This window comes from Pseudomonas sp. CAN1, assembly GCF_030462585.1.
Lineage (GTDB): Bacteria > Pseudomonadota > Gammaproteobacteria > Pseudomonadales > Pseudomonadaceae > Pseudomonas.
Genome location: NZ_JASMRU010000034.1, coordinates 1 through 12,159 on the forward strand (window position 1 = coordinate 1; position 12,159 = coordinate 12,159).

At 65.7% G+C, this 12,159-nt stretch carries 11 protein-coding genes; 8 read left to right on the forward strand and 3 right to left on the reverse strand.

Translation table 11 applies throughout. The features are described 5' to 3' along the window. Positions 1–407 (forward strand): branched-chain amino acid transport system II carrier protein (locus tag QO207_RS26870; protein ID WP_301535302.1); only part of this gene is annotated, 407 nt, incomplete at its 5' end. 293 nt (positions 408–700) lie between these two features. Next, the gene (locus QO207_RS26875) at positions 701–1,168 is read left to right on the forward strand and encodes a hypothetical protein (protein ID WP_301535303.1); all 468 of its coding nucleotides are present in this window, start codon (positions 701–703) and stop codon (positions 1,166–1,168) included. 95 nt (positions 1,169–1,263) lie between these two features. On the opposite strand, the gene QO207_RS26880 is transcribed toward QO207_RS26875, so the two are convergent. The 3 genes from QO207_RS26880 to QO207_RS26890 form a co-directional block, all read right to left on the reverse strand. Beyond that, positions 1,264–2,412: a 2-methylaconitate cis-trans isomerase PrpF family protein gene (locus QO207_RS26880; RefSeq protein ID WP_301535304.1), complete on the reverse strand. Its 1,149-nt coding sequence runs from the start codon at positions 2,410–2,412 to the stop codon at positions 1,264–1,266. Beyond that, positions 2,409–2,945: a flavin reductase family protein gene (locus QO207_RS26885; protein ID WP_301535305.1), complete on the reverse strand. Its 537-nt coding sequence runs from the start codon at positions 2,943–2,945 to the stop codon at positions 2,409–2,411. The genes QO207_RS26880 and QO207_RS26885 overlap by 4 nt, the downstream gene beginning before the upstream one ends. A gap of 112 nt (positions 2,946–3,057) precedes the next feature. Then, positions 3,058–4,020 carry a LysR family transcriptional regulator gene (locus tag QO207_RS26890; protein ID WP_301535306.1) on the reverse strand — a complete coding sequence of 321 codons (963 nt, stop codon included), beginning with the start codon at positions 4,018–4,020 and terminating at the stop codon, positions 3,058–3,060. Between the two features lie 137 nt (positions 4,021–4,157). Between QO207_RS26890 and QO207_RS26895 the strand changes: the two genes are divergently transcribed. The 6 genes from QO207_RS26895 to QO207_RS26920 all read left to right on the forward strand — a co-directional run bounded on the left by QO207_RS26895 (position 4,158) and on the right by QO207_RS26920 (position 12,129). Further along, positions 4,158–5,522, forward strand: coding sequence for an LLM class flavin-dependent oxidoreductase (locus tag QO207_RS26895; protein ID WP_301535307.1), 1,365 nt, complete (start codon positions 4,158–4,160; stop codon positions 5,520–5,522). A gap of 11 nt (positions 5,523–5,533) precedes the next feature. Beyond that, complete coding sequence (locus QO207_RS26900; protein WP_301535308.1) at positions 5,534–6,898, forward strand: acyclic terpene utilization AtuA family protein; 1,365 nt, start codon at positions 5,534–5,536, stop codon at positions 6,896–6,898. Further along, positions 6,895–7,206, forward strand: a complete 312-nt coding sequence (locus QO207_RS26905; protein WP_301535309.1) for a DUF4387 domain-containing protein — start codon at positions 6,895–6,897, stop codon at positions 7,204–7,206. Before QO207_RS26900 ends, QO207_RS26905 begins: the two co-directional genes overlap by 4 nt. Before the next feature lie 29 nt (positions 7,207–7,235). Further along, entirely contained in the window at positions 7,236–8,621 is a 1,386-nt protein-coding gene (locus QO207_RS26910; protein ID WP_301535310.1) for an MmgE/PrpD family protein, read from the forward strand. A 90-nt stretch (positions 8,622–8,711) separates the two neighbouring features. Continuing rightward, a complete protein-coding gene (locus QO207_RS26915; RefSeq protein ID WP_301535311.1) occupies positions 8,712–10,145 on the forward strand; it encodes an MFS transporter in 1,434 nt (477 codons plus the stop codon). Positions 10,146–10,269: 124 nt separating this feature from the next. Continuing rightward, positions 10,270–12,129, forward strand: a complete 1,860-nt coding sequence (locus tag QO207_RS26920) for a DUF1302 domain-containing protein (RefSeq protein ID WP_301535312.1) — start codon at positions 10,270–10,272, stop codon at positions 12,127–12,129. Positions 12,130–12,159: the final 30 nt, after the last annotated feature.

Here is a 12,159-nt window from a genome sequence, read left to right on the forward strand (position 1 = left end):
AGTACTTCTGCCGCATCGTGCCGCTGTCGTACCGCAGCCTGGTGGTGATCCTCGCCGGCTTCTCGCTGCTGGTATCGAACCTGGGCCTGACCAAGCTCATCCAGTTCTCGATCCCGGTACTGACCGCCATCTACCCGCCGTGCATCGTGCTGGTGGCGCTGAGCTTCTGCGCCAGCCTGTGGCGTTCGCAGACCCGCATTGTCGCCCCGGTGATGGTGATCTCCTTCGTCTTCGGCATCATCGATGCGCTGAAGGGCGCCAAGCTCGACGCCTGGACGCCGGCCTGGATGGAACACCTGCCGCTGGCCGAACAGGGCCTCGCCTGGCTGATCCCCTCGGTCGCCATGCTGGCCGTGATGGTGGTCATCGACCGCCTGCTGGGCAAACCCCAGGAAGCGATGGCCTGATCCCCGCCATCCCTGAAAAAAAGCCGCCCACGAGGCGGCTTTTTTATTGCCTGGAGAAATCTGCGGCAGTCTTTTTGTATGGGTGTAAATTCATGTAAATCAATTAACTACAGTATTTTTTGCCTGAATGGATCTACGTAAGGCTGACTGGTTCTACGTGAAGGTGGGGTACTTATCGCCCCTGGCGAGAGTCCGCTACCGATCCAAAGCGGACATCTTCGAAAATGGTGTTTAGACATCGCGAGTAGTGTTAAATCCTGCCGTGTAATCAGGACAGAACCAGGGAGCGTTCAATGCTTCATCAAATTCGGGCCATCTGCCACAAAGCAGGCTTTTCCAAAGGCCCCTGCGCCTGGCTTGCTATCGATGAGGTACCAATCGAGCAATGGATGGCGGGCCATATCGATGACCCAGAGGTCTCGAAGCTCGGATTGTCGCTAATGTGGCTACTGGACGAAGAGGAGGACGCCCTCGCTGAGCGCCGTTTTGCCCCGGGCGAGGATGGTACATCCACCTTAGTCCCGCTGCTGGTATGCAGCGACGATATGGATTTTGATTGCACTGTGCTGATGACAGAGCAGGTCATCGAGGGAGGAAAACTTCACTGGCGCCGCTTTGGCTGGAGCGCGTCGGGCGGTTTGGAGGTAGGGGTATCAACACGCTGGATCGCCGACAGCAAGCCAGTAAGTTTCGCTTTGAGCGACTTCAGCGATGCACTAAGCGAGCTGAAAAGAATAATGCGGCACTGTCGAGAGAACTGAGCCTCTTTCATCCACGCTTCCGTTTCTGACCGGAAGCTGCCGTTGCCCACGACAGCTTTCCTTTCTGGTGGAATCGTGAGGCCAGATACAACTACTCAGGGTACAAAGGCCACGCCCGCCATCAGGCAGCGTGCCGTGCGGCGGAAGCCGAGCAGGCTGAATTCCGGGCTGCCGTTGACTGAAGCCAATGAGACCCCTACCTCCATGACACCCAGTGGATGGCCGATTCTCAGCTGCTGTGATGCGGGCTCATGGCGGGACAGTCCGTGGGCGATCGATCCGCTGATCCGCGACGCTGCCGCCAGGCAGATTGCGCCGGTGGCCGCGAGGCTGTCGTGGCATTTGCCAAGGAAGATGAGGCGTGCGCGCACGTCCATGCTCGAAGCCGGATGAGGCTCGCCACAGCTGTCATGAAAGCTGGCCGGTTCGGCGAGGCTCAGCAGCAGCGGGAGGCCCGGTCGATCCTGGCTGCGCCAATCATCCCAGAAGCCCAGGCGCTGACCTGCCTTGGCCTGTATTTCGGCCATGCGCTGGATGAGTTGCGGGTTGGCACTGATCGCGTCGGGTGACTCGCTGCCTTCCAGGCCGAGATCGGCCGCAGCGACCATCACGCAGGGGTTGCCGGCGTCGCAGAGGGTGATCTCGATGGACTCTCCGTTCTCCAGCAGCAACGTTTCGCTCGGCTGGCCCGTCGGCAATAGGTGGCCAGTGGTAGCGCCAACGGTGCCGGTATAGTCCAGCAATATTCCGGCACCGCTGCCCGGCACGCCGGCGATCACGCAGTCACCGCTGACCTGCGCCTTGCCAGCCTGCACCGGGACCTGGGCGACCAGGATGCTGTCGGTGTTGCGGTTGTAGATGCGCACGGTGGTCAGCGGCTCGCGTGCCTCGACCAGGCCTTCGTCGATGGCGAAAGGTCCCACCGCCGCCGAGATGTTGCCGCAGTTCGCGCTGTAGCCGATCAGGTCGCGCTCGATGTCGACCTGGGCGAACAGGTAGTCGACGTCGGCATCCTCGCGCGAGGACGGGCGAATGATGGCGACCTTGGAGGTGACCAGGCGCGAGCCGCCCAGGCCGTCGATCTGCAGAGGGTCCGGGCTGCCCATGATGCGCTTGAGTAGCGCATCGCGAGCGGGCTCCGCGGCGGGCAGGTGGTGTTCGTGAAAGAACAGCGCCTTGCTGGTGCCGCCGCGCATGAGCACACAGGGAATGCCGCGTTGTTCCGCCGCCGCCTGAAGGCTCATGCCGAGGCGCTGCGGCTGGCGCGCAGGCCGGCAGCCGGATCGTGGCTGCGGGTAGCCAGGTAGCGGCCCGAGCCGAAGGCCAGCGGCTCGCGGTCGCTATGGCCGATGCGCAGGACCCGGCCCAGGTAGATGACGTGGTCACCGCCGGGGTATTGGGCGACTTTCTCGCACTCCAGGTAGGCCGTGGTGTCGGCCAGTACCGGCGCTGCATGCGCGCCGTCGAGCAACTCTATGCCGGCGAACTTGTCATCCCTGGACTGGGCGAAGTGGTTGGACAGCGCCACCTGGTCCTGGGCAAGGATGTTGATCGTGAAATGCGTGCCGGCCTGGAAGGCCGAGTAGCTGCGCGAGGACAGCGCCTGGCTCCAGAGCACCAGCGGCGGGTCCAGGGACACCGAGCTGAAGGAGTTGGCGGTAACACCGTGGGCTATACCGGCGGCGTCGCGTGTGGTGATCACGGTCACCCCAGTCACGAAGGTGCCCAGTACGTCACGGAGCTGGCGGGAGTCGAAGGGGGCATTGGCGATGGTCATTGGCGGGCGTTCTCCGGTGGCCTGATTGCTGCCGGAAAAGTCTAGGGAGCGCGCGGCTGGCCCAACAATTCATCAAATCCAATCGGCTTATAGAAATCGCGAATATATCGATCTAGCTGCTGATCTGCCGGGCAACGGTTTCCGGTTTCAGATTGCGCTCGAGGAACTCGCAGAACGCCTGGGTGGCTTGGCTTGGCTCGCCCTTGCGGGGGAACACCAGGCCAAAATCGCGGTGCAGCTCCAGCCCCTTCAGGCTGATGATCCTGTGCTCCGCGGCACTGCCGCTGAGGGCGATCAGGCGCGGCAGAAGGGTCACGCCCATGCCGGCATCGAGGAGCCCGACCAGGGTGTTCAGGTTGCTGACGATCTTTGCCGGCGGCATCGACAGCCCCAGCTCCTGCAGGCGCTCGTCGATACGCGCGCGGGTCGGCTGGTACTGCTCGATGAGCGTCAGCGGGTAGTCGACCAGCACCTCCGGCGCCACGCTGGCGTGCCGCGCCAGCGGATGGTTCGACGGTGCGACCAGGACCATTTCGCCGCTCCACAGCAGCTTGCGCGGGTAGGGTTCTGCCCGCTCGTCGAACGCCGCGACCAGGAAGTCGGCGCTACCGGCATCCAGTGCGTCCAGCGCGTCGGTGTACTGCAGGTCGAGCAGTTCCACCTGTACTTGCGGATAGCGCTCGCTGTAGGCGCGGATCACCGACGGCAGGCTGCGTGCCGCCAGGGTAGGGGTGGCGGCAACGCGTACGCGCAGCCGGGCTTCGTTGGCCTGCTGACGGAAATCGTCGATCAGCCGCAGCAGTCCGCGCAGGGCGATGGACGCTTCATCGGCCAGGCGCTGGCCGGCGTCGGTCAGCCCGACCTTGCGCGTAGTGCGCTCCAGCAGCTTGCAACCCAGGATCGCCTCCAGGCGCTGCACGCGACTGGTGATCGAGGGCTGGGTGACGTGCAGGCGCTGCGCGGCGAGGCTGAAGCTGCCGGTTTCGGCAACGGCGAGGAAGGTTTCGAGTTCGGACAGCTTGATGCCCATCGCGGAGACAGGTTCAGCGGCAGAAGCAGAGGTCGGGCGAGTCATGCGCGGTTCTTGTATTTATTGGCGTTGCCAATAAGTCTATCGCAGAAGGTGATTTGTTCAATCCCCGGATGCTCCCCAAAGATAGCGCCGACCCCAGGGCCGCCACAGGCAGCCCGCTACCGTTGGAGAGCTATCAGATGAGTTCCGAAGTGCCGCGCCAGATCAGCATGGTCGCCTTCATGCAGGCCCAGAATTGCTCGAATTATGTCGGCTCCTGGCGCCACCCGGCGACCATGAACGACTTCATGGAGCCGGAGTACTACCAGCGCATCGCCCGCACCCTGGAAGACGGTCTGTTCGACATGGCGTTCTTCGACGATCGCCTGGCGATGCCCGACATCTACGGTGCCGATCACCGCGAGACGGTGGCGCACGGCATCCGCGCGGTGAAGCTCGACCCGACCCCGGTGCTGATGGCGATGGCCGCGGTGACCCGCAAGCTGGGCCTGGGCGCGACCTGCTCGACCACCTACTACGAGCCTTTCCATGTGGCGCGCCTGTTCGCCACCCTCGACCTGATGACCAAGGGCCGGGTGGCCTGGAACGTGGTCACTTCGCTCAACGATTCGGAAGCGGAGAACTTCGGCCGCGACGCCCACGAAGAGCACGACCTGCGCTACGACCGCGCCGACGAATTCCTCGAAGTGGTGATGGGGCATTGGGATAGCTGGGAAGACGGCGCGCTGATCCTCGACAAGCAGGGCGACCGCTTCGCCGATCCGCAGAAGGTTCATCGCCTGGATCACGCCGGGCGCTTCTACAAGTCCCGCGGGCCGTTCACCGTGCCGCGTTCGCGCCAGGGCAACCCGGTGATCCTGCAGGCCGGGCAGAGTGGCCGCGGCATGGCCTTCGCCGCGCGCTGGGCCGAGCTGGTGTTCGCCGCCTACCCGAACCTGGAGATCGGCAAGAAGCAGTACGCCCACCTCAAGGGCGCTGCCGAAGCGGCCGGTCGTGACCCGGCAAGCGTGAAGATCGCCCCGGCGGTGAAGGTCTTCGTCGCCGAGAGCGAGGCTCTGGCGCGGGAGAAGTACGAGTACGCCGGCAGCATGGGCAAGCCTATCGACGCCTTGGCGCTGCTGTGCGAAGTGCTCAATGTCGACTTCTCCAGCCGTCCCTACGAGCAGCCTTTCAGTGATGAGGAGCTCGCCGCGGTGTCCTGGCACAGCCTGCGCGACCAGGTGATCCGCGTGAGCGGCAAGAAGAACCCCTCGGTGCGCGACTTCGTCGAGTGCAGCGGGCGCGGCACCATCAAGGAAGGCCCGGCCTTCATCGGCACGCCGACGCAGGTCGCCGACCAGATGCAGGAATGGTTCGAGAGCTGCTGCGACGGTTTCGTCCTGCAGGCCACCTCGATGCCGGGCACCTATGAAGAGTTCGTCCGCCTGGTGGTGCCGGAACTGCAACGCCGCGGCCTCTACCGCAAGGCTTATCCGGGCGAGACGCTGCGCGACACCCTGGGCCTGGAACGGCCGGCAGCGCGCGACTGGCGCCGCTACAGCTGAGGGCGCCGACGATGAAGGAAATCAGGATTCTCACGCCCATCGGCATGCTGGGCTACGGCGTCCCCGAGGGCGACTTCGAGGCTGGGCTTGAAGCCGGCGCGCAGGTGGTGATCGTCGATTCCGGTTCGACCGATCCGGGGCCTTACCAGCTCGGGTTGGGCGAAACCCTGGCCAAGCCCGAGGCCTACGCCCGTGACCTGCGCATCCTACTCAAGGGTTGCCGGGCGCACGGCGTGCCGCTGCTGATCAGCTCGGCCGGCGGCCCCGGTACTGCCGAGCAGGTCGATGACATGGTGCGGATGATCCAGGAGATCGCCGGCCAGCTGGCGTACCAGCCGAAGATCGCCGCCATCTACGCCGATGTCGACGCGGCCCTGGTCAGCGAGCGCTTTGCTGCCGGGCGCATCGAGCCGTGCGCGTCGGCGCCGGGGTTGACCCAGGAGGATATCGACCAGTCGGTGCGGATCGTTGCGCAGATGGGCGCCGAGCCGATCCTGCGGGTGCTGCGCGAACACCCGGATGTCGACGTGGTGGTGGCCGGGCGCGCCTACGATCCGGCGCCGTTCGCGGCCTTTTGCATGCTCCACGGCATCGAGCCGGGCATCTACTGGCACATGGGCAAGATCATGGAGTGCGGCGGCGTCTGCGCCGAACCCAAGGGCAAGGTAATCCTTGCCACGGTACGCGCCGACAGCTTCGACCTGGAGCCGATGAACCCTGCGGCGCGCTGCACGCCCACCTCGGTGGCTGCACACACCCTGTACGAGAAGAGTCGCCCGGACCTGTTGCCCGGCCCAGGTGGGGTACTGGACCTGGGGAACTCCCGCTACGAGGCGCTCGATGAACGCCGGGTGCGCGTCAGTGGCAGCGTGTTCCGCCCCTCGCCAACCTACCAGGTCAAGCTCGAAGGCGCGGCGCTGGAGGGCTACCGGACGATCTTCATCGGCGGCGTGCGGGACCCGATCCTGATCGGCATGATCGATGCCGCGCTGGGTTCGATCCGCCACTACCTGCATGGCTTCTACCCGCAGATGGCGACCGGCGAGGCGCAGCTGAACTTCCACGTCTACGGCAAGCACGCAGTGATGGGCGAGCGCGAGCCGCTGCGTCAGCACGACCCGCACGAGATCGGTGTGCTGGGCGAAGTCACCGCGCCGACCCAGGCGCTGGCCAACGCCATCTGCAGCACTGCGCGTATTGCCATGCTGCACATGCCCTATCCGGGGCAGTTGGCCACCGGCGGCAACTTTGCCATTCCGTTGAACCCGCCGGAGAACCCGCTGGGGCCGGTGTGCCGTTTCTCGCTCTATCACCTGATGGAGCTGGACTCGCCGCAGGAGCTGTTCCCCTATCGCATCGTGGAGGCCCGCGCATGACTGCCTTGAGGCATCTGGCCCAGGTGATTCGCAGCAAGAACGCCGGGCCTTTCGAGATCACCTTCGACGTCATCTTCGCCGAGCGGGCGGATTACCAGCGAGTCCGCGATAGCGGGGTGCTGACGCCGCAACTGATCGGCGAGCTGTATCAGGTCGATCCGCAGGAAATGGTCAGCTTCATGTTCTTCGAGCCGGCCCTGGCCTTCAAATTCACCCTCGTGCGCCCTGGCCGGCAGGGCGGTATCGGCGAGCGCGACACCTTCGGCGCCCAGCAGCATGCACCGCTGCTGGATATCGAGATTCCCTGACCCGCACCGAATACAAAAAGGAGAACCCCATGAGCTTGCATACCGCGCCGACCTCGCCGACCGACTCCGAGCGCATTGCCGACTTCGCCCTTCATCTGGACCTGGACGCAGTCCCTGCTGCCGTCCAGACCCTGGCCAAGGAACACCTGCTGGATGTGCTGGGCATCGCCCTGGCCTCGTCGAGCTTCGACTTCGGCCGCGCCGCCATCAGGGGCGTACGCGCCCTGGGGAATGGCGACCAGGCCAGCCTGCTGGGCAGCAGTGAGCGCCTGCCGGCGACTTCGGCGGCCCTGGCCAACGGCATCCTCGCGCACTGCCTGGATTTCGACGACACCCACATCGGTGCGATCTACCACGCCAGTGCGCCGGCAATGGCCGCTGCCCTGGCGGCTGGCCAGGCCAGCGGTGCCAGCGGCCGGGAGGTGCTGACCGCTTTCATCATCGCCCTGGAAATCGGCTGCCGCCTGGGTAGCGCCGCTGCCGGTCAGCTGCATGGCCGTGGCTTCCACCCGACGGCGCTGTGCGGCACCTTTGCCGCGGCAGCCGCGGCGGGCTACCTGAATCGGCTCGATCATGCGCAGATGGTGTCGGCGCTGGGCCTGTGCGGCAGCATGGCGGCAGGCATCCTCGAAGTCGGCGAGTCCTGGCTCAAGCGCCTGCATCCGGGCTGGGCTGCGCACGGCGGCTTGAGTGCGGTGGCGCTGGCGCAGGCCGGCTTCCTCGGGCCGAACACCGTGCTGGAGGGCGCGCGCGGCTTCTACGCGACCCACGTGCAGACGGTGCCGAGCGGCGAACGCTCGCCCGCCCATGCGCTGGGGGAGCAGTGGCAGAGCCTGGGCATCGCGCTCAAGCCGTATCCCTGCTGCCATTTCCTGCATGGTTTCGTCGATGCGGCGCTGTCGCTGCGCGGACAGTTCGAGCTGGACGACATCGAGCGCATCGAATGCCCGCTGACGGCGATGCTGCACCCGCTGGTGGGTGCGCCGCGCGAGCGCTGCGTGCGCCCGCCGACCGTCTATGCCGCGTTGTTCAGCGTGCACTACGTGGTCGCGCTGGCGCTGCTCAAGGGGCGTGTCGACCTCGGCAACTTCTACGACGAGCCGCTGAACGATCCGCAGGTGCTGGCCCTGGCCGACAAGGTGCACGTGCTGGATGACCCGGCGAGCGACTTCCCCCGGCATTTCCCCGGCGAGGTGCGCGTTCACCTGAAGGACGGCCGGGTCATCCAGTGCCGCCAGCCGACCAGCCTGGGCACGCCGGAACGGCCGCTGACCCGTGCGCAGATCGAAGAGAAGTTCTTCGCCAATGCCAGCCGTGCCATCAGCCGCGAGGCTGCCAAACAGCTTGCCGAGCAGGTGCTGAACCTGGACCGGGTGAGTTCGCTGGAGCCGTTGCTGGCGCTGTGCCGCGCCTAGCGTTCTGACCGGCGCGTCCTCTGCGGGCGCGCCGGCCCGGCCTGCGGGCCGATGCGTGCATGAGAACAATAAGAGAGCAGGAGTACTGCCATGCGTGACCAGGTTCTTTGCTATGCCACCGACAGCACGCCATGCCAGCGTGAAGGCGCCGGTTCTGGCGCTATCGCCGCGCGGCTCGACCGCTTGCCGGCGACGCGCTCGGTGTGGGCGTTGGTGCTATTGCTGGCGCTGGGTTCGTTCTTCGAGTTCTACGAGATCTTCTCTACCGCCTACGTCATGCCCGGCCTGATCCAGGCCGGCATTCTCACCAGCACCACTGAAGGCTTCTTCGGCATGACCGGCGCGGCCAGCTATATCGCTGCGACCTTCGTTGGCATGTTCCTCGGCGTGCTGCTGTTCGGCCAGGTGGCTGACCGCTTCGGCCGCCGCAGCGTGTTCACCTGCGCCTTGCTGGGCTATTCGCTGGCCACTGCCATCATGGCGCTGCAGACAGACGCCCACGCGCTGAACTTCTGGCGCCTGCTGGCCGGGCTGTGCCTGGGAGTGGAGGTGGTCACCATCGACACCTACCTGAGCGAGCTGGTGCCGGCGCGTATTCGTGGCCGTGCCTTTGCCATCCTGCGTCTGTGCAGCTTCCTTGCGGTGCCGGTCGTTGCGCTGGTCGCCTACTGCCTGGTGCCGACCCGCGTGCTCGGGCAGGACGGCTGGCGCTGGGTGTTCTGGATTGGCGCCTGCGGTGCACTGTGGGTCTGGTACCTGCGCCGGCGCCTGCCGGAGAGCCCGCGCTGGCTGGCCAGCCGTGGTCGCCTGGATGAGGCCGAGGCGATCATCCAGGCGCTGGAAGCCAAGGTCGCCCGGGAGGCCGGCGCACCCTTGTCGTCGGTGGAGCAGGGCGCCGAGGTGCCGCGCCGCGAGTCGGTGCGTTTCACCGAGATATGGAGCGCCCGCTACCGCGGCCGCACGTTGATGCTGCTGGTGTGCCAGGCGGCGATGGGAATCGCGCTGTTCGGTTTTTCCAACTGGATGCCGACCTTCCTCGTCGAGCAGGGCGTGCAGCTTGCGCGCAGCCTGGAGTACGGCCTGGCGATTTCCTGCGTGACGCCTTTCGGCCCGCTGCTGGCGTTCTTCTTCGCCGACCGTGTCGAGCGCAAGTGGCAGCTGCTGGCAGCCGGCAGTCTGGTGATCATAGGTGGCCTGGCGTTCCTCGGCCTGAGCAGCATGCTGCCACTGATACTCGCCGGCTCGCTGATCTCGCTGGGCGCAACCGTGGTGCCGATGGTCGTGCACACTTACCAGACCGAGCTTTATCCCACCCGCAATCGCGCCCTGGCCACTGGCTTCGTGATCGCCGTGGGCCGTCTGGGCGGCGCGCTCAGTGGCTTTCTGATCGCTGCCGCGCTCAAGCATGGCGGTGTACCAGGAGCCCTGGGGCTGATCTGCGGCGCCATGCTGGTGGCCATGCTGGTCATCGCGCTGTTCGGCCCGCGCACCCGCGGCCGCTCGCTGGAGCAGACCAGCCTGTAAGTACGCCCAGCCCGGCGTCCTGACGCCCGTTTCCCTGTCCCCTGAATCCGACGGCCACGCCCGCGTGGCCTGAAGGCTATCGGCTTGCCTTGCGCCGGCCTCCAATGCTCCCGGAGTGACGAGAATGACAACAATAAGAATCCCCAGACACTTCCGCCGTGCCTGCCTGGGCCTGGCTATTTCCCTGGCGCTGGTCGAACCGGCGCTGGCGCTGAACTTCCAGCTCGGCGAGATCGACGGCCAGTTCGACAGCGCGCTGTCGATCGGCGCCGGCTGGTCGACGCAGAATCCCGATTCGCGTCTGTTGCACGTTGCCAGCGTCGATGACGGGCGGCGCAACTATGAGGCCGGTGACGCCTTTTCCAAGCTGCTCAAGGGCACCCACGACCTGGAGCTGAAGTACGCCGACAGCGGCGTCTTCCTGCGTGGCACCTACTGGTATGACTATGCGCTGGCCGACGAGGACCAGCGCTTCAAGGATGTCGAGGACTCCGGGCGGCGCACGGCCAACCGCTCCTCCGGGGCGCAGCTGCTGGATGCCTTCGTCTACCACCGCTACGACATCGCCGAGCAGCCGGGTTCCGTGCGCCTGGGCAAGCAGGTGGTGAACTGGGGCGAGAGCACCTTCATTCCCGGCGGCATCAGCGTGGTCAACCCGGTGAACATCTCGGCCCTGCGCCGCCCCGGCTCGGAGCTCAAGGAAGCGCTGGTGCCGGTGAACATGTTCTACCTCTCGCAGAGCTTCACCGAGAACCTTTCCAGCGAGATGTTCTACCAACTGGACTGGCAGCAGAGCGACCTGGACAACTGCGGGACCTTCTTCTCGATCAGCGACTACCTGGCCGATGGCTGCACCGGGCTCAATGTCGGCGGCGACCTCACCGGCAACCCATTGGCGGAGCGCGCGCTGAGCCCGTTTGGCGTGACGCTGCAGCAGGAGGGCATCCTGATTCCGCGCGGCCCGGATCGCTATGCGCGCAACGGTGGCCAGTTCGGCCTGGCGCTGCGCTGGTTCGTGCCGGAGCTGGACACCGAATTCGCCGCCTACCTGATGAACTACCACAGCCGGCTGCCCTATGTCGGCTCGGTGGCCAGCCCCTACCTGACCAACACCGACTTCGCCCCGCAGGTCTGTGCCAGCCTCGGCCTGTCGGGTGCCAGCTGCGGCGCCGCACTCAACAGCAGTACCGGAAAGTCGCTGGCCGGTGCGTTGCGCCTGGGCACTTCGCAGTACTTCCAGGAGTACCCGGAAGACATCCGCCTGTATGGCCTGACGTTCTCCACCACGCTGCCCACCGGCACCGCGCTGCAGGGCGAGATCAGCTACCGGCCGAACCTGCCGCTGCAGTTCAACGGCATCGACATCATCCAGGCCAGCCTGAACGACCCGTCGCGCTCGCCGCTGGTGGCGTCCGGGGCGATGGTTGCTGCCGACAGCGCGGTGAACACCGGCTACCGACGCAAGCCGGTGACCCAGGTGCAGAGCACTGCCACGCACCTGTTCAGCCAGGTGCTGGGCGCCGAACAGCTGCTTCTGGTGGGGGAGGCGGGCATGACCTATGTCGGCAACCTGGAGGGCAACGGCGGGCCGCGCTATGGCCGCAACATCGCCTTCGGCGGCGGCGCGCTGAACGATAACGCGCTGTGCACGGGCAATTCGGCCACGCCCGGGAACTGCACCAACCAGGGCTTCACCACGCGCTTCTCCTGGGGCTACCGCGCCCGCGCGGTGCTGACCTACGCCGATGCCTTCGCCGGCATCGACCTCAAGCCGAGCCTGTCCTGGTCGCAGGACGTGAAGGGCTACGGGCCGATCGAAACCGCCGGTTTCGTCGAGGGTTCCAAGGCCGTCAGCTTCGGTCTGGATGCCGACTACAAGAGCACCTACAACGCCAGCCTGTCGTACACGAACTATTTCGGCGGGGATTACAACATCCGCACCGACCGGGACTTCGTGGCGCTGAGCCTGGGCGTCACATTCTGATGCGGAGACGAGCGATGATTCCTTCCAGAC